This window comes from Rhizobium sp. S163 (genome assembly GCF_030380805.1).
GTDB lineage: Bacteria > Pseudomonadota > Alphaproteobacteria > Rhizobiales > Rhizobiaceae > Rhizobium.
The window spans coordinates 17,929-36,372 of the sequence record NZ_JAUDSA010000014.1 but is presented as its reverse complement, the minus strand read 5'-3'; the positions used below and the strand labels follow the sequence as shown (position 1 = coordinate 36,372).

At 55.3% G+C, this 18,444-nt stretch carries 16 protein-coding genes; 11 read left to right on the top strand and 5 right to left on the bottom strand.

The genetic code is table 11. The features are described 5' to 3' along the window. The first annotated feature begins 200 nt into the window (after positions 1-200). The 4 genes from QTL96_RS13000 to QTL96_RS12985 all read left to right on the top strand — a co-directional run bounded on the left by QTL96_RS13000 (position 201) and on the right by QTL96_RS12985 (position 5,879). Positions 201-920 (top strand): sugar transferase, encoded by a 720-nt coding sequence (locus tag QTL96_RS13000; protein WP_289727941.1) that lies wholly within the window; start codon positions 201-203, stop codon positions 918-920. A 193-nt stretch (positions 921-1,113) separates the two neighbouring features. Then, positions 1,114-3,135: a glycosyltransferase gene (locus QTL96_RS12995; RefSeq protein WP_289727940.1), complete on the top strand. Its 2,022-nt coding sequence runs from the start codon at positions 1,114-1,116 to the stop codon at positions 3,133-3,135. Then, a complete protein-coding gene (locus QTL96_RS12990) occupies positions 3,136-4,788 on the top strand; it encodes a Wzz/FepE/Etk N-terminal domain-containing protein (RefSeq protein WP_289727939.1) in 1,653 nt (550 codons plus the stop codon). Then, entirely contained in the window at positions 4,785-5,879 is a 1,095-nt protein-coding gene (locus tag QTL96_RS12985; protein WP_289727938.1) for a glycosyltransferase family 2 protein, read from the top strand. Before QTL96_RS12990 ends, QTL96_RS12985 begins: the two co-directional genes overlap by 4 nt. 36 nt (positions 5,880-5,915) lie before the next feature. Here the strand turns inward: QTL96_RS12985 and QTL96_RS12980 are convergent, their stop codons facing one another. Next, positions 5,916-7,880 carry a hydrolase gene (locus QTL96_RS12980; protein ID WP_289727937.1) on the bottom strand — a complete coding sequence of 655 codons (1,965 nt, stop codon included), beginning with the start codon at positions 7,878-7,880 and terminating at the stop codon, positions 5,916-5,918. Positions 7,881-8,161: 281 nt separating this feature from the next. Between QTL96_RS12980 and QTL96_RS12975 the strand changes: the two genes are divergently transcribed. The 3 genes from QTL96_RS12975 to QTL96_RS12965 all read left to right on the top strand — a co-directional run bounded on the left by QTL96_RS12975 (position 8,162) and on the right by QTL96_RS12965 (position 11,821). After that, positions 8,162-9,481 (top strand): FAD-dependent oxidoreductase, encoded by a 1,320-nt coding sequence (locus tag QTL96_RS12975; RefSeq protein WP_289727936.1) that lies wholly within the window; start codon positions 8,162-8,164, stop codon positions 9,479-9,481. Positions 9,482-9,556: 75 nt separating this feature from the next. Next, entirely contained in the window at positions 9,557-10,624 is a 1,068-nt protein-coding gene (locus QTL96_RS12970) for a glycosyltransferase family 4 protein (RefSeq protein WP_289727935.1), read from the top strand. 168 nt (positions 10,625-10,792) lie between these two features. Further along, on the top strand, positions 10,793-11,821 hold the full coding sequence (locus QTL96_RS12965) for a glycosyltransferase family 2 protein (protein WP_289727934.1): 1,029 nt from the start codon (positions 10,793-10,795) through the stop codon (positions 11,819-11,821). 264 nt (positions 11,822-12,085) lie between these two features. On the opposite strand, the gene QTL96_RS12960 is transcribed toward QTL96_RS12965, so the two are convergent. Both QTL96_RS12960 and QTL96_RS12955 read right to left on the bottom strand, forming a co-directional pair. Next, positions 12,086-12,445 (bottom strand): hypothetical protein, encoded by a 360-nt coding sequence (locus tag QTL96_RS12960; protein ID WP_289727933.1) that lies wholly within the window; start codon positions 12,443-12,445, stop codon positions 12,086-12,088. A gap of 216 nt (positions 12,446-12,661) precedes the next feature. Continuing rightward, a complete protein-coding gene (locus QTL96_RS12955) occupies positions 12,662-13,378 on the bottom strand; it encodes a hypothetical protein (protein WP_289727932.1) in 717 nt (238 codons plus the stop codon). A 248-nt stretch (positions 13,379-13,626) separates the two neighbouring features. Between QTL96_RS12955 and QTL96_RS12950 the strand changes: the two genes are divergently transcribed. The 4 genes from QTL96_RS12950 to QTL96_RS12935 all read left to right on the top strand — a co-directional run bounded on the left by QTL96_RS12950 (position 13,627) and on the right by QTL96_RS12935 (position 15,557). Then, positions 13,627-13,755, top strand: a complete 129-nt coding sequence (locus QTL96_RS12950) for a hypothetical protein (RefSeq protein WP_289727931.1) — start codon at positions 13,627-13,629, stop codon at positions 13,753-13,755. Between the two features lie 463 nt (positions 13,756-14,218). Then, the gene (locus QTL96_RS12945; protein ID WP_289727930.1) at positions 14,219-14,590 is read left to right on the top strand and encodes an MliC family protein; all 372 of its coding nucleotides are present in this window, start codon (positions 14,219-14,221) and stop codon (positions 14,588-14,590) included. A gap of 99 nt (positions 14,591-14,689) precedes the next feature. Continuing rightward, positions 14,690-15,208 (top strand): DUF6790 family protein, encoded by a 519-nt coding sequence (locus tag QTL96_RS12940; RefSeq protein ID WP_289727929.1) that lies wholly within the window; start codon positions 14,690-14,692, stop codon positions 15,206-15,208. Beyond that, a complete protein-coding gene (locus tag QTL96_RS12935) occupies positions 15,198-15,557 on the top strand; it encodes a hypothetical protein (RefSeq protein ID WP_289727928.1) in 360 nt (119 codons plus the stop codon). Before QTL96_RS12940 ends, QTL96_RS12935 begins: the two co-directional genes overlap by 11 nt. Positions 15,558-15,574: 17 nt before the next feature. Here the strand turns inward: QTL96_RS12935 and QTL96_RS12930 are convergent, their stop codons facing one another. Further along, the gene (locus QTL96_RS12930; RefSeq protein ID WP_289727927.1) at positions 15,575-16,702 is read right to left on the bottom strand and encodes a hypothetical protein; all 1,128 of its coding nucleotides are present in this window, start codon (positions 16,700-16,702) and stop codon (positions 15,575-15,577) included. Between the two features lie 490 nt (positions 16,703-17,192). After that, positions 17,193-18,188, bottom strand: a complete 996-nt coding sequence (locus QTL96_RS12925) for a glycosyltransferase family 2 protein (protein WP_289727926.1) — start codon at positions 18,186-18,188, stop codon at positions 17,193-17,195. Positions 18,189-18,444 lie beyond the last annotated feature (256 nt).

Sequence of the window (18,444 nt, the reverse complement as noted above, 5' to 3'; positions counted from 1 at the left end):
ATGTAAAGATAAGAACTTAGAGCGATAAAACCTCGCCACATACCCGCAATGCACTTGGCGATAGTGCTACGCGTTTATTTTATTGTCAATTCGATTTACAATTGTTAACGTTATTGAGCTAGCCCAGCCTGGCATTCTCCATACCAGACAGTACACAGTCCATCTAATAGTACACAGTTATGCTATTTGGGAGTACGCGGATGAGGGAAATAGATTTCTCCCGAAAATTCGGGCGTTCGAATAAAACTCAACTGCGGCTGGAGAGTGCTCCGCAGCTTGGGATCGGCAAAAGAGGCAGCGGCTCAGCGCTTGGCGGTGTTGCCAAATATATTCTCGATACAACGTTGGCTGTGGCAGGACTGGTGGTCTTGCTGCCTATGATCGCAATGCTCATTGTGATCGTGCTGATGTTGCAGGGCCGGCCGGTTTTTATCGCGCACCGTCGCATCGGCAAAAACGGCGTGATGTTTGCTTGTTTGAAATTCCGCACCATGGTCATCAACGCGGATCAGGTTTTGACGCGTCACCTCGCTGACAATCCCCGCAGCAGAGAGGAATGGAACGCGACGCGCAAACTTCGCAAGGATCCGCGTGTCACGCCGTTCGGGGCGATCATGCGCAAGAGCAGTGTCGACGAAATTCCCCAACTCCTCAACATCATTCTTGGCAATATGAGCCTGGTCGGGCCTCGACCAATTGCCGCTGGCGAAGCCGAACTATACGGCGTTCATTATGCCGATTACATCAAGGTTCGACCTGGCCTGACCGGGTTGTGGCAGGTGAGTGGGCGCAATGAAACGACCTATGGCGAACGTGTGCAGCTTGATGTTCGCTACATTCGCGAGCGCACGATCTTGGGCGATCTCGCCATTCTGATCAGAACGATACCTGCGGTCTTGCGTTCGCGCGGCAGTTACTGAGGTGCAGGATGCCCGTGCGCCTTATAGCTATTCTCGGGGTTAAGGTCCCAAGCGTTTTCGCGCCTGAAGGGCGGCACTTTCGTTGCCCACAAAATTCGAAAGGAGAAGGGTTGGAGTACAAGAGGCTCAATCCCAGTCTGGCGGATCCGGTCGCCACTTCGGGTTCTTGGCTAAGGCTAGGCAGAGCCCGGATATGAGCGCTCCCTACGCGATCAACGGCCGATTCTTGACCCATAGTATCACTGGTGTGCAGCGCTACGCCCGCAACGTCATAGCCGCCATCGATGCCTCTGATCGTGGCGGCCTTTGCGAGATCATTGCACCCAAGACGAGCGAAGAATGCGAATATTTACGGCTGCGTGTTGTTGCGCGCGGCCACCTCAAGGGGCATGTGTGGGAGCAGATAGAATTGCCAATGATTGCCGGCGCTCGCAGGCTCCTAAATCTTTGCAATACGGCCCCTGCCAGCAAGAGCGATCAAATTGTTTGTATCCATGACGCCAATGTCTTTTCGGCGCCTGGAAGTTATAGCGTCGCGTTCAGGACGCTCTACCGCAACCTTCTGCCGGTTCTTGCGCGCCGGTCGGCGCGCATCGCGACAGTGTCACATGCCGCCGCGCGCCAGCTTTCCAGATATCTGCCGGTCAAGCTTTCGGACATAGCCATATTGCCGAATGGTCATGAGCACGCTCTGTCATGGGACCCCAGCCGCGCCATCGCAGCACCGGCATTGCGATCGCCTATGGCGGGACGCCCTTATGTTCTGGCTCTCGGATCCAAAGCACTCCACAAGAATATCGCGCTCGTCATGGATATTGCGCCGGAACTTGACAGGCTCGGGGTCGACATCATCGTGGCGGGCGGTGGCGAGGGAATCTTCACGCAGCAGTCGCTCACCAGCGGCTCAAATGTAGAGTTGTGTGGCCGCGTGTCGGACGATGACCTGGCCTATCTTCTCGACCATGCGCTGTGCCTGGTCTTCCCCTCCATAACGGAAGGGTTTGGCTTGCCAATTCTCGAGGCGATGGCGCGGGGTTGCCCCGTTATTTCCTCAGATTCTGCAAGCATGCCGGAGGTCTGTGGCGACGCAGCTTTGCTGGCATCGCCGTTCGACCCTGCCCGATGGATTACGCACATCCGCTCTGTGCTACAGTCAGCAAATCTTCGTGACGACCTCATCGGTCGTGGCTTTGAAAATGCCAGGCGGTTTTCCTGGAAGCAGACGGCCGAGGGATACATGGATCTGCTTGCAAGCCCGTCTCATGCATTGTCTACGCATACATCAACGAAGCGCCCCTCGGCCCGTATTGCTGCCGTTTTTGCCACACGAGGCAGGCCTGAGATTGCCGAAGCCACTGTGCGACATTTCCTTCGAACACAAACACAACCTCCCGACTGTGTCATCGTCTCATGTGTCGATGCTTCTGACGCCGGGCAGCTCGCTTCCATGCCTTCGATAAGAGTAATTACAGGACCATCTGGACTTGCCGCCCAGCGGAACACTGCACTCACGAGCCTCCCGCCGGCAACCGAAATTGTCGCGTTCTTCGACGATGATTTTGTGGCAGATCACAAGTGGCTTTCGGCCGCCGCGACTGTGTTTCGTGACGAGAGCCACGTGGTTGGTTTCACTGGCCATGTCGTCAAGGATGGCATTAAAGGTCCCGGTATTTCCCTTGAAGAGGCTATCGACATCGTGTCTTCGGCCGACGCGCCGCAAAACTTATGGTCTGAGCCCTACAGTCCATACGGCTGCAACATGGCGTTTCGAGTAGCCGCGATCGGTGATGTTCGCTTCGACGAGCGGCTTGTTCTCTATGGCTGGTTAGAGGATCGGGACTTCGCAGCCGCACTTGCTCGCAAAGGCGGACGTTTGATCAAGTGTTCACAGGCATTCGGCGTCCATATGGGTGTCAAAAGCGGCCGGATGAGCGGGCAACGCTTGGGTTACTCGCAGGTCGTCAATCCCATTTACATGATGGGAAAAGGAACGATGAGCCTGACCGGCGGCACAAAGCAAATATCGAAGAATTTAGCGAGCAATATTGGCCGCCTATTTTGGCCAGAGCCTTTCATCGACAGGCGCGGCAGGGTCAAAGGCAATCTTCTGGCGTTTGCAGATATCGCGCGAGGTCGCCTGGAGCCAGAGAGGGCAGCCAATATCTGCACGCAGACACCGAGCCGAAAAACCGGCCATTGGCAGGAGACGCGATAGATGTTCAACAGACCAAAGCCGATCGATGTCACCTCCCCTTTATGGCGCCTGGAGGGCCTCAATCCCGACACCGACACTGATGGTCCGCTTTCTCTTCTGAGGTTAGTTGTAGCCCTTTGCCTGCGTCATCGGCTCGTTCTTGCGGCCTCTTCGGTCGCCGGGTTCCTGCTGGCGGGGATTTACGGTCTTGCACTACCGTCGACATACACATCGGTCGCCACATTGCTTCTTGAGCCACGGCAATCGGTCGCCTTGGGCCAGGATTTCAACAGCCAACAGGGTCTCGACCTTAATCGGGCAGATAGCGAGTTGCAGACAATCCGCTCCGAGCGCTTGCTTTCCTCTGTGTTCGAAAGTCTGAGCCTTGAGAACAGTCCGGAACTGGGTAAACATTCCTCTCCTCCGACCGAACTCACCCCTTCAACATTGCGCTTGTCTGTCACGCCGTCTCAGCTTGGAGCAGAAAAGGGGTCGCGCCAGCTGGCGAATGGGGACGTCAATCTCGTCACCGATGCGCAGCGAGCGGCATTTGTCAATTTTTCTAGGCGTCTTGTCGCACGCCGTGTGGGACAGTCATTTGTCATTGAGGTCGAGTATTCATCCGCTGACCCGGCAGTACCGGCTCGGGTCGCGAATGCGGTCGTGTCGGGTTACATTTACCAGGCAATCGCCTTCAAAGAACAGATTGCGCGGGCAGGAACCGAGGCACTACAAGGTCGCCTGGATAGTCTCTCGAGCCAGATGGAGGCAGCGCGCATTGCCATGCGTGAAGGAGCGCTACCCTCCATTCCCACACCGGATGCTGACGCGCGCGTCATCGGCGCTGCCTTGCGCCCGCTTGGCCCTTCTGCACCGCGCAAAACGCTGATTGCAGCGCTGGGCGGAATTCTCGGCTTACTGGGCGGCATTGGCTTTATTGCAGCCCGAATGGCCTTTGATAGAAAGGCCCATAACGCTCCCGATCTTTCGCGCGATAGTAGAATTGCCTGCCTTGGATCCATCCCGATGGCGCCCTCACCTGAAATCCCATTGAAGGTCGAACCACGGCATCTTGGATATGTAAGCGCAATCCACAATCTTCGCACATCGCTCGAGATCGCCTCCACAGGTCGTCGTAGCGACCAGAACATGGCGATCGCTTTCGTGTCCTGGTCGTCGGGAGCGGGAGTGAGTTCTGTATGCACGAGCCTGGCCCAGCTCATCAGTCGCAGTGGGCGACGCACGACGCTCTTCAAGAACTCATTAGATTTACGCACGAAGTCGACCGAATCTGACCTCGCCTGCCCTGCATCTCTGGTTGATATCGCACTCGCAAACTTTCAGTTCGAGAACTTCACGATTCAAGAAGCCGACGGTCTTGTGGTTGTCCCCATTCACTCGCGTGACACGAGTGCGAACCTGTTCACCGATTTTAGGAACTCTCGTATTCAGATGATTTTAGACGCAGCGCGTCTGCAAGGCGATGTAATCTTTGACCTACCGGCATTGCACGAAACCATGGATGCGATGGCGCTTTGCGCCTATGCCGACGCGGTCGTTGTCGTTGTAGCGGCCGAAGAGACAACCATCGAGGAGGTGACGGAAGCCGTCCAGTTATTGCGCCGAAGGGGCGCAAATGTGATTGGCACCGTTTTAAACAAGGCACTGCAATGACCGGAACTGAGGGCGAGTACGGTTCGACCCAGAACGTACCCCGCCCCCGCCTTGCCGTCATCATCACCTGCTGGAACTACGCAGACTATGTCGACGAGGCGATAAGAAGTGTTCTCGACCAGAACCGCGAAGACTGCGAGCTGATCGTTGTCGATGACGGATCGACCGATGCATCCTGGGACCGGATCAGGCATCACCCAGTGTCGGCCTACCGTATCGAAAATTGCGGACAGCGTGCGGCCTGCGCATTTGCTGTCACAAAGACACGAGCTCCGTTCGTGCTATTCCTCGACGCTGACGACGTGCTGGTGCCAGGCTCGCTAGCGACAATCATCTCAAAACTCGACGATAGCGTCGCAAAGCTCCAGTTTCCTTTGTCTCGTACCGATCGTGACGGCGTGATCATAGGGGATCCTGTTCCACGCTTGAATGCATTCCGCGACACCGGCTCGATCGCGCGAGATGTACTAAGGCACGGGACCTACAAAAGTCCTCCGACCTCTGGTAACGTTTTCCGGCGGGACCTTTGCGCAATGCTTGATGACGCAGATTACGAACGCGCAGTCGATGGCATCCTGATCTTTGCAGCCCCCTTTTTTGGCGATATCGTCAGTCTGGCGGATCCGCTTGGCCGATACAGGGTGCATGACCGCAACGAGTCAGGTCTTGGCCGAGCGCTGGACGCACAGGTTCTAAGACGCGAACTGACGCGTCATGTCGAAAGAATGGCCCATCTGCGCCGAGTTTTGGCGCCGCAAGGACGGGCCGGCAAACTCGTAGATCCTCAAAATACGCCGTTTTTTCTGGAACGCACAATCTACCTCGCAATTTTGAGCGGCCAGCGTGTCCGGCCCACCATCGTCGGTCGCTTACTCCGGAAAATCTATACGACCGACAACTCCCTCGGCACCAAGTGTGCGATAACAATTTTCCTGCTTTTGATGACCATTCTTCCAAACCGTGCGGCGCGCCGTGGGCTGTCTTACAGGCTTACAGCGGGGAAACGATCCCTGGGAGGGTTATTACGTGCGCTGTTGGGCGATACTCCCTCATCGGCGGAACGGCCGATGCAGTCTTCCAGAAAAATCTAACCGAAATGGATAGCAGATCCAAATGTCGTCTGTTGTTCACCGTTGCCTTCGGGTCGATAGCCCGCGCATTATATGGGCTAACTCAAGCGCCGGTAAAAGTGCAGACTTGAGCCGAGGGAAGTCCCGCGCAATGGCTGCTTCCCGCCAGAGATGAGATCTCACCGACTGCAATTGTCGAGCGATGCTGTTGTTCTCGGCGGCATTCAGGATGTTTTTGCTCTCGGGGCGCCCGAAATCAATGGATCTATATCCTGCGCCGAGAATGTTCACGTCGCGCGGAGTGGGATTGATGATTGCTTGCTTCAAGCGTGTCCATGCAACAGGGGCATCGCGCAGAATTTCCGTTCCATTGTCAACGCCGTCGATATAGTCGAGAACGCCCGACAGAAGTAGATTGCCGGCTGCAGGGTCAATTTTTCCATACGCAATGTCACCACAGTTCGCCTCGATCTTGCCGTTACCGGAAGCCCAGAGCTGCCGGGCCGATGGGACTGAAGGTTCAAACAGGCTCTCGATGATGTGCCAGTATCTCAGGACCACAGTCTCAACTTTGAACGGGTTGTAAAAATTGTCCTCGACAACAAGCCCAGATACAGAAGGGAAATGCTCTTCGGTCAGCCCTTTGTAGTTGCACCTGGCAAACTGTATCGTTTCGAAGTTCCGGTTTGGAAGCCCTGCGGCCAAGAGCCTTTGAGTACTCCCGTAAAGCCCGGTATCGCATAGGATGATGCGCTCGCAGGTCTCGAACATTGTGTCTAGATGCCGTGTGAAGAGTGAATTCTGCAGCGTGACATCGGCAAGGAGATCTTGCCCGACATCGGTGCCCAAAATACCAAAGAAACTGGCCGCGTTGAAACGCTGGTTCCACGCTGGAGGCAGGTCATAAGTCCGGCCGCCTACAAACGCCGCCACTTCAGCGAACGTGTTATTCGCAAATTCTCGCCCAAGCTCGTCAAGCACGGCTGGACTGCGAGCTTCCAAGGCGACACGAGCGGCAATAAGTCGTGAAACCAGCAGATTTTCGCGACGGATCGACAGCGGCAGCGAGAGGCGGCTAATCAGTCGCTCAAAAGCCTCACGTATCCCGATCCCGCCGCGCGCGCAAAATGCCAACGCTGTGCTTTGGCTTTCCGCCTGTCTCGCGTAAAGCCAGATCATAAGACAAAAGTGAGCGACAATCGGCCCGAACACGTTGCGCCCGAACGACGTCTTGTCGCTCAGGTCCGGCATTTGATAGTTCGGCGTACGCAGTTGACGTTTCAACCGTCTCAATGCCTCAGCTCTGGCCCCGTCCGCCTTCGATACGTAAAGCCGAAGGCGACCCTTCGGGATATGGATTGTCTTGATACCCATACTATGTGGGACGTCGTGATCAGCTAATTCGTCGTCGCCAATATGCAGCATACGCGATACGCAAAGCTTCTCTTGCGACAGCACATGAGAGAACAAGCGTCCTGATCGCTTGCTTTCGCCACATTCGGCGCTGGAGTAGACTTTGTCGATCAGGCCCGGACCGTGAAAGTGCTCTATAAGTTCCGTCAGGCGGTCAACTGAGAGCGCTGTGTCAGACAGAGCAATAACGCGCACACCAGCCTGACGTTGCTGGCGAAGTGCCATCGCTAGCGCGCCGTTGGCAAAGAGCGACATCTTTTCGATCGCGAGTTCGATGTCGATACGCGTTTCAGCAAGCTTTTTCGGCAGACCAAGCATGTCAAGCTGACGCCCGATAATTTCGGTTAGCCTGACTTCCCCAATGCCGCCGCCGACATTGAGTGCGCGATAAGCGCATCGTTCTGCCGAAAGACGGGCCTGCAACAACTCTTCAACGCCTACGGACAAGCCTCGTTGCCCGAGCAACCGAGCAAAGCGTTGCTCGCCCAGTATCACGCGGGATCGCAGCGCACGCGGATGCCTGATTAAGAGCGTATCAAATACGTCGCTCGAGATCAGCTCAACGCCGGCAAGTGGACCACAGAGAATATCGAGGTTTTGCCGCGACACTTGGCCCCCTTTTGCCGCTGGTCGTCCAGGGTTCAGATCCGCCACCCCTAGGCGCTCACAGAGAATATACTAACAGCACCAAAATATGCCGCAACCCATGTAGTAAGATTAAATTCGAAACAATAAGTCGATATCTCAACGAAACTGCGCGGCAATATAGTATTGCTTATCTTGTGGCACGATCTATAGTTTTCTTTCCGTCATGATTGCAGATCGATCGACTCTTAAAATATCCTATAATAACATTATTCGTGGCGCTGTAAGCTACTATGGAGCGTGGCATGGATGACACAAGCCCGCATATGCCTTTAGTCTCTACTGAAAGGTTTGATGCTGTCGTTCTCGGCGCAGGCATATCGGGGCTTGTTGCAGCCTCCATCTTGTCCGGGAAGGGTGAACGGACGCTGATTGTCGATGACTATGATCACGTCGGCGGCAATCATATGGATTGGATGTCGAAGGAGGGTTACACATTCGACGTCGGCAGCTTGATATTTCAGGATGATTCACCGCTCCTGCGTCACTTCCCGGAACTCCTCCCGCTTTATGTGCCTATCGCACCCACATGGGGTCGTCTCAATCCGCAGGGAAAAATCACAGCTTATCCGATCTCTGTGCGTGACGACATAATTGCGGCCGGTCCGGTTGCGATGGCGTCGATGGGCATATCTGTTCTCTACGCAAGAGTATTTGGCAGGAAGATGAACAACGCCCGAGACTTTGCCCGGTACTGGGTTGGGGCGTATTTTCTACGCCGATCCGGCCTGGAGACCTATATGTCTCGCTTTTATGGGATAGCGCCTGAAAAGATCGATCTTGATCTCGCACGCAAGCGAATGGGCTGGATTAGCGAGCACGCTTCAATCGGCAACATAGCGAAGAAACTGATGCGTTCGAAGGTAGCGTCTACACCTACAAACCGCCAACTGGCCCGACCAAAAGAAGGATTTTCCAGCCTCTACGACATGGCCATCCAGCGATTGAAGAGTGCGGGTGTGTCTTTTTGGCTGTCAGCGGCGGCTCGCAGCATCGTCAAGACAGATGATGGCTTCGAACTTCGACTGGAGAAGGGTGTCGTATCAACCGGTCGCATCATCTCCACGATACCCATTCCCCACCTCGAGCGTCTTTGTGGTTTTCCATCCAAGTCAGCACTCGATACGATTACGCTAATAACTCTTTATTTCAGCTTCGCTGGACAACGCGGATTTGCACAGTCGATCATCTACAATTTTTCTCATGGCGGCGCCTGGAAAAGATTGACCGTTTATTCGGATTTCTACGGCCGCGTAAACGATCGTGAATACTTTGCGGTTGAAGTTGTGGCCGGGCAAGTCGGTACTGTTGCCCAGGCTGAGAGCGATTTTCGCAATCATGCTTCTTCCAACGCCCTGTTTACTGGCGAGCTCACGCTGGCGGGAAGCCAGATACTCGAAAGTGCTTATCCGATCTACCGCCAAGGCGCGGCGCAGCGTGCCGCTGAGGCAGTCAAAAGCTTGCGAACTTTCGGCATTGAATCAATAGGTCGCCAAGGTGGGTTCAACTATCAGCCCACAGCACGTGTTTCTACAGTGGAGGTTGAAGCAGCTCTGGGGGGCTAATCGGTTTCAAACGTGAAGCAGCCTCCAAATGGTCAACCGATCTACCGGTGGCCACGTTTAAGTCAAAGGTCAGCGATGCGTATTATGCATGTACTCAATCACCTTCGACGGTTGAACGGGCACGTTCATGCTGCGGTTGACCTCGCATGCGCTCAGGCGGCGCAGGGTCACGTTGTCTCTATTGCCAGTGGCGGGGGCGATTTCGAAGCCTTGCTTCAGCGCAATGGCGTTCAAACATTTCATGTTGATCACAAGCGCAGCTTTGCCAATCTCGCAAAATCCCTCGTTTATCTCCGCGGTCACGTCCGCAGTTTCGGAGCAGAGATCGTGCATGCCCACATGATGACAAGTGCAGTTCTGGCATTTCCAGTCTGCCGGCTCAGCGGCATCCCTCTGGTCACCACCGTTCACAATGAATTTGAGCGCAGTGCGATTTTGATGGGAATTGGAACACGCGTTATTGCTGTGAGTGACGTAGTGGGGGCATCAATGCGAAAGCGCGGCGTCCCGGCCGCGCGACTGAGTGTGGTATTGAACGGGACGATCGGTTCTGCGCGCATGCGAGACCGCGACTTCAAACCGGCGTCCCTTCATTCGCCCAGTATACTCTTCGTTGGTGGCCTTCATCCTCGCAAAGGACTGCCGGATCTGCTCGACGCGTTTGAGATCATTCATCGCACCGCGCCCAACGCCCATCTTTATGTTGTCGGGAACGGACCACACAGGCAAGAGTATGAGAACAAGGCCGCGGCCCTCTCAAGCGCGCCGGCCATAACATTTGTTGGAGCCACGAACGATCCGTACCCTTACATGGCGGGTGCAGATATCTTCGTCCTACCGTCTCACGCAGATCCGGCACCCCTGGTACTATCGGAAGCGCGAGAGGCTCGATGCGCGGTCATAGGAACTGAGGTCGATGGCATCCCTCAATTGCTTGAACATGGAGAAGCCGGAATTCTTGTCCCGCCCAGCGACCCTTCCGCATTGGCCGCTGTCATCCAGCACTTAATTGACACGCCTGGTCAAATTGAGGAATGGAAAACGAAAAGCCAGTCCAAGATCGAGTACCTGACGATCGAACGCGTCGCTAACGAAACGCTACAAGTTTATCAGGCCGCACAATCCAATAATTCGCTTTGGTAGAACATAGACATTGTGCACCCGACATCCGAGTAACAGTATTTCCTAATTTAGATGTATAGAAGTATCTGAGGATCGAGGCGATGATATGCCGATCTTCTTCACGAATCCGTGATTTCTTAACCGTTTGCATCCAGCAATGCCGAAGCTTATTCGATCTGGAGCTATCTGATGAATGCACACCCTCCACTGATAAGCATTATTATTACTTGCTACAACTACGAGGCATTTATCAGGCAGTGTATCGAAAGTGCACTTCGGCAGACCTACCCCAATGTCGAAATCATCGTTGTCGATGACGGGTCAACAGATCAGTCGTGGCACATTATCCAAGACTACCGACAGAAGATCACTGCGGTACGGACCCAAAATCGTGGCGCACTGCGCAGCTCGCTAACTGGTCTTAGTCTTTCGACGGGAGATTTCCTTCACTTTCTCGATGCAGATGACATGTTGGAACCGCGCGCCCTGGCCGAAATAGCCATCCACCTGCGGCCAGAGGTATCGAAGGTTCAGTTCATGCTGATCCCGATCAATAGCGATGGGGACGTGATCGGAGACCCATTTCCAAGCCTGACGTTCTCCGAAGAATCGTCGTTGCTCATTCAATCAATTAACCGGAGAGGCTACTATAATACCCCCCCAACGTCGGGTAACATTTACCGTCGCGACGTCTATAGCGATTTGGGAGACCTCAGTTATGAGCGCGCGATTGACGGTGTTCCCTATCTCTTGGCACCGTTCATCGGACGTGTAATCTCGCTCGATCAGCCTTTGGGCAGATATAGGATCCACAACGCCAATCTTTCATCCTTTTCGACGCTTTCCAGCGACCGAATGGACGGATACATGAAACGCTTTCTTGCAAGACTGAGACACCTTAAAGAGCTGGTCGATGCGCGCGGCCTGAAGGATAAAATTCAACTGCGCCACGACTACGCATATATTCAGGAAATGAAAATGCTGAGCGTCGTGGCATCTGGAAAGCGTCCAACGGCTCATTTGCTGGCATCCTACCGATCCGCGATCCATCGAGAACATGAAACGCTTTCAAAACGGTATGCGTCATTGGTGTTTGCTGTCGGGTTGTTCGCACTGCCAGACGAAGGTCGACGGCGGCTCGCCTCTTTCCGTTTGGATCCATCACAACACTGGAAAATCAGATCGCGTCTGAAGCAAGCGATAACCGTTTCAAATTGACTGCCGCGTCGCGCCGCGCTTTAAAACCAGAACGCCACTGGCCACGAAAGAATTCAGGTGCAACGTAGCCGGCGTGCTTGCGCTATGGTCGCTCCAGGATTCGGAACGGGTTGGTCGCACATAGGTTGTTGATCCCAAGTTGATGACTGAGCATCTTCTGGAGAAAGTACCGCGGCGACCCGTATTGTCGACCGGGGGACCTTACAACGGGGATAAGCGAAAACAGCGAAAGATCAGAGAACCGGTAGACCGTGACGAAGCCTGTCACAAGAAGCGGGAACTCCGGACTGTCACCCCGATCTCCTGCAGCGCAGGAACCAGACCAGGATGTCGAAGAAGCTCGATTGCCGGCGTTGCGTCAAGCTTGCAGGTCACCGCACGATCGTAAACCGCGAGACAATGGGCACCTGTCAGCCGCGAGCCGTACAGTAACCCATCGACATCGAAGGTACCGTAGACGGTTTCACTCAGTTCTTGACCATCGTTGTGGGCTTTTGCGCGGGCAGCATCGGTGCTGACGCCGAGCCTCAGAAGTCCGGTAGTTCTTAGATCGAGGACCATCAACGGGTCGGTTGCAGAGACCTCGGCTACCGCCCAATCGTCGAACTCGGTTTCGTCAAGCACCCGGTCGCTGCTCCTTTCGAAGCGGCAATCGCCGTCGGCAGATCTTGTGCGATATAGGCCAGACGAAACCTCCTGTGAGGGCTCGAAAAGCGGCTATTGCCGAAGCCCATGCCAAGGGGCGTCACCATGTGGCCCCGCGGCAAAACGCGCAACCAGGCTTTGGGCCGAAACTCGACCGCCAGATCGTTAGCTGTTGCGGGATCGAGCTTCAAAGTCTCAACCAAAATCACGCGCAGCCGCGGAAAGCACCTCTTGCAGACGGCCACTTTTAAGAAGCTCCAGCGGCGTGTTGCCGATGTCGGGCTTTGATTGGATCAACCATTGCCACGCGACGCGGGGATTGGGGATGATCCTCGTCACCTGAGCCATGCCTTCAACCGGGCGCCCATCGACGAACTGCGCCAATGGAAACACATGCTTGCGCTCGCCCTTCAGCAGGCCAATCACAGCGCCGCGTGTCTGCCAGTCGTGTAGGGTCGATCGCTTCGTACCAATCGTCCTTTCGATCTCGGCTGGTCCCGCGACAGGCCCGGCCCATTCTTCGAGACGAGCGGGGTGTGCAAAATCTGCAAGGCGGCGCCTTCCTTCCTCACGGTCGATAGGCGCGGGAAGGCCGGCACCTTGACTAACCTCCACTGATTTGCTCACCGAAAGCGGCACAAGGCGGGTGCTTGGGTCTACGACAAGAGCAGCGACAACGACTTCGACGGCTTGCGCCAGTTGATGTTCATCTGCAACGATCTGCCGTTGCTGATCGGCGGCTAGCCGTGCGGTTGCCGCAGTGACCGCGGCGACGACGCGTCCGGTAGCGGCGAGCGCCGTCTCGGAAAGACGTGGGTTATGGCGGGCAAGGACTTCGATGACATCGGCAACGACGGCCGAGTTCAACCCGCGAAGGGAGCGTGCGGAAGATTTACTGATGGTCGTGGCCATGTTTCCTACTCCTTCAACAAGCAATATAAATAGTGCAGATTGTCCGGAATGTCCAGATTGCGGCCTTCCCCGGTACTGGATCACCCTGTAAAGTTGGCTCCGCGCTCGATCTTCGAGGTAAGCAAACTCGTCTTGTGGATGCACACCTCCGAAACTGGAGCTGCACGAATTGGATTATGCCGAGATATAGCTTGCATTCTCTCCTGCGCTGCTCGGTAATGCACCATTATGTCGAACAGGAGGAATCGATGGCCAAGGGTCAAGCTAGAAGCAACAAAGAGGTCCGCAAGCCCAAGAAAGACAAGGCTGTTCCTGCTGCTGCGCCTGCTACTCTCGGAGCAAAGGCGGTCGAGTCGACTAAGCAAAAAAAGCCATGAACTAAGCCAGCCTTCCCGCGGCCTGCTTCTGCCGCGTGTCTGATATAGACCTTCCGGAATTCGGCTTGGGGAAGTATCCTGGCACCCATGCACTGCGCATGGGAAGGCCTTCCCTGCAGGATCAGCCAGTTCGGGTCGGCACAATTGTCGTCTGCGCGCCGCGCAGCGACACCATTTCCGACAATTTTGACGCGGCACACTCATGCCTGTGCCCAGCGGGGATGGCGAGAACGCAACAGGCCAAGGCCAACGCGCTCATGGATCAGCCTTCCTGCACGGTCTGCTCTAGACGAGCACAGGGGTTTAGGAAACAGCATGGCCGTTTGCTGTTGCGTATCGGTCGAAGCAGGCCGCCAGCGCCGAGACATCCGATACTGCCGCGACCGCGCATCACCACTTCTGGGTATGCCAGCCGAACCCGATCGGTCTATGTCGACGTCGTGGCACACACAGGAGTATCCACATGAAAATTGCTGAGGGTTTGAGCGTCGCGATTGGCATTCTTGCGGCTACATCGCCGGCGCTTGCAATGGACGATGGTACGATCCAGCTGAAGAGCACGAGCAATATCGAGCGCCAGCAGGTCGCCTATGATTGCGCCGAGGGAGGGAAGCTTGGCGTCACCTACGTGAATGCCGACCCCAACTTTCTTGCAGTCGTCCCATTGCCGGGTGAGCGGCAGCCAATTGTTTTCGTATCGGTGATGTCAGGTTCCGGCGCGCGCTATGCATCGGGCAAGTTCGTCTGGTGGACCAAAGGTGCAACGGCGCGCCTCTTTGACATTACCGCCGGTGAGAACGCACCTGCGGTAATGACATGTACAGCGAAAGGCTGAGGTCTAACGTCTATCAACAGTTCTGGCGATGCGTCAGCGCTTCCGCAGTCGTACCAATCTGCAAGCCGGGCCAACCCAAACCGAACGCAGGAAACCTCCATGATCGCTCTAGCCATACGGTTCGTCTTGACGAACCTTCCGCTACTACTTTTCATCATCGCCCTGGTCTGCGCAGCGCTTTCCAGATCGACTGTGCATTGGTCACGACGCTATCTCTCGTGGATCCTGCTGCTTTCAGTTGGTGTCGATGGCGTCTGGGCCGGAATCTTTCACGTCTTTTTCCCAGCGATTGCCTCGGCCCAGATCGGTTGGCAGCCAAGTCCTTTCGAATTTGAGGTCGGGATTGCCGATATCGCACTCGGCAGTGTCGCCGTAATATCCTTCTGGCGAAGCCTTTCGTTTCAAAGCGCGATCGCGACCTACGCGATCATATTTTATGTTGGCGTCACGATCGGCCACTTCGTTCAGGCCTTCGGGCACGCCGACTTCGCGTCGGACAATTTTGGCGCCCTCCTGGTGCTGACAATCTTGCGCGCGGTCGCGCTCATTGGTCTTTTAAAGATAACGTGGAGTGTGGCGGCTGAGCAACGAGTGCAAGGCCTCGCTGATGCGCGCTAACCGTCTTCAAGGCAACCGTTGGATCGCAACGGCAGTTGGCGGCTTGTTTCTAATCGCACTTGGGATTGTCTTGGGCGCTGACCAGTTAGGATACGTTTTGCCCTATCGATGGGCGTCCCTCATCCTTCTCGTTCCAGCCTTTAGCGCCATAACAGACGGCGTGCGCATTGCAGGCGGAGCCGGTTGGCGAAGTGTCGCAGCGTCGACGCGCTTTGTCACCGGAGCGATCTTTGCAACAATCGGGATATCGCTGGCATTGCGGCTCAACACAGGGCTGATCTTGCCTGGTTTGATCGTTGGACTTGGGATTGTAACAACGATGCGGGCACTGTCCGGCAAACTGCTCTGACGATAGCGGTTGAGACGTTATCGGGAGAAGGCTCCAAGTAGCGCACCCATTCGTTCGAAGTCACGAAGGTTGGCGGCATCGGTTTTGCGTAGAACTGTGCGGATTTGCGTGCGGACGGTATCCAACGACACACATCGATCCTTCGCGACGGTTTCGGCCGTCTGCCCGCCAAGAAGAGCGGCCGCGACCGCACCTTCGGCAGCACTCAGACCAAACAGCTCGCTGAAGATGGACGCTTGAGTTGCGCATGGTTGTGATAATTCGTTCATCAGAAGAAGGACCGGTGCGGCTCCAGCGGCTCCAGCGGCACCAGCGCGCAGTGGCGAAGCGAATACGGCAAGCTGGCCTGCCCTGTCACTTTGAGGAGCATCATACTCGAAGCGAATAGCGCCACCCTCGCCTGCGCGAGACGCTTCCTGGACAAGCTGGCGAAGCCTTGCTCCGTCGCGTCTGTCCAGTACGAGGCGTGTGCGACCGCCCGCCGCGAGTGTAGAAAACGAAATCGGGATTTCCTTGCGAGAGAGCATCGTTGTGGCGGAGGCATTCGCGAAAAGAAGGTTGCAATCGCCATCCACCACGAGCATGTTGCCGGGAAGGGTATCGAAGGCCGCATAGAGAAGGCGCGAGGCCTGTTCTTCGCGAAACGAGGCTTCGCGCAGGCGAAGGCCCCGCCGGACATGCGGCATGAGGTCACCGAGCGCTGCCCTTTCCCTGGATCCGAACGCTCTGTCTCCGCGGAAGAAGCTTATGATCGTGTTGTCGCGATCCCCGACAAGCCCGATCATCATATGCTCGCGACCATTGTGCCTGGCAAAATCCTGGTAGAATTCCGATCCCCTGTAGAGACCGTCGTCTACGACCTCGTCCACAGATACGACCGTCTCTCCTCTTTTGGGGTCGCAACGCATGTCGGCAATTGCTGAGCGGATCGGATCGATATGAAGATAGTATCTCGTGTAAGGGTCCGAGCCTTCATCGCAGGGCTGAAACACGTTCGCGGATCGACCATCGGCTGATTTGAAGCGAAGTGTTCCGGCGTCGGCACCGAGATATTCGAACAGCTCTTTGCCCAGCGAAAACCAGTCGCTATCGCTGCCCGAAGCCTCGTAGATATCGTTGATAATCAAGCTCTCGTTCATGATCACCGCGCCTCGAAATGCCTGAATGCAACAGCCGCCAGCGTACTGGAGGGCTTCAAGTATTCATTCTGTCTGGCATGCGTGGAACATGTCTACTCCAAGAGCAAAAGCGTCCGTTACTTCTTCCGCGGCGGGGGCTGCCGTATGAGACATCACTTATATACTCCCCACTGAGTTGCATCAACGCTCCTGTCTGCGACATCATGATTAAGCAAAAGCGACACCCGTCCAGCCAAAATCAATCCAGAATAGCGCAAACATTCGATCGACACCGATCGCGGGCGCAGTCAGGCCTAGCTTAACTCGCTGCGCTGAGTGTCGCGGCCTCCTACAGCCCCGCTTGCACGCTCTAGCGGTTCAAAGAAAATGGCAACCGGTCGGACAAGGTCCCCAGAACTGGCTTGGCAGACGGCTTGTGCCTCGCCACATTTATCTGGATCCTGGAGTACCAGGGTAGTTTCTAGACCGATCGCTTCCGGTAAGAGCGAGGTGTCTTTCAACCGAATATGAATTTCAGATCTTTTGCGAGCGATCGCCACTGCATTGAGCCATCGTGAACTGCTCTATATCGCCCGGTGATTACGCCACGCAGGCAGATGAAGAAAGACGAAATCCTAAACTTCGAGAAGACCAAGCCACGATGTTGCTGATGAAGAAGCGCCGCCCTGTAGAACGCATTCGCCTTCATGCGGTCGAATGCGGGAAACCTCTCTTCGACATCATCCGGAAACAACTCTAGGATGTTTAGCATCGACTTTGTGGCTGCGATATATGGTAGCTGCTCCGCAAGAAAATTGCCTCGAGCAGGCTGCTCGCGTTTACTTGGCACGCCGTACACATTCGAGGCATGCTGGCGGTAGCCGACAAGCGGTTCAGCAATCTCCACAGTTTCTCCCAGTGTCTGCGCCAGAAAACATGCCCACCGATCATGTGCGATAAGATGGCGAGGATCAATGAAGTCGACAAATCGATGAGCTGGCGAGACAAGATCAAGCACATCGCGCCTAACAACAATGGAAAACCCCCAAAACGTGCCCCAAGCATTGTATTGGAGCGTCCCGCGCTGTTTCGTGGTTGTGATCCCCTGATTGAACGAGCCAATATTCCGACCGGTTTCATCGAGCAATGAAGCCTGATGCACGATCATCGTCACCCGGGACCCTTCGGTGTGAGCGGCAACCTTTTCCAGCTTTTCGGGGTGCCACACATCGTCCTGGTCGCAAAAGGCGATCCAATCGCCAGTCGCCAGTTGGTAAGCGCCAAGAAAATTATCGCGAAAACCCAATGCTTTCGGATTGCGATGGAAAGTCACGGGGAACGGTGCATTCGCGCAGAACTCCGCAACAATTTGCGAAGTGGCGTCGGAAGAGTTGTCGTCGCAGATCACCAGTTCTGCAGGCAACAGGGTTTGCGCACAGATACTCTCCAACTGCTCGGCTAAATATTTGCTTCCATTATATGTTGCGAGAACAATGGATATTTTCGCTGCCATGCTCTCTCCACGCTCAGAGATGACACGTAACTCCGGCAACATTCCGGCCATTCAAGGAAACTTGCAAGGCCTGCACCAATGCCAGGCCGACAAGAAAGCGGCCAGGGCCTCAAGATACCGATTTTATCATCGTCAATCGGCCCTCCTGAAACAGTCCGGTGGTATTGCGCTCCGATATCATCAAGCCTCACAAAAACTGTCCAGCCGCCGTCAGGGCCCTTCCCGCCCCTATTTCGATCCAGTCCTTATCAGCCCT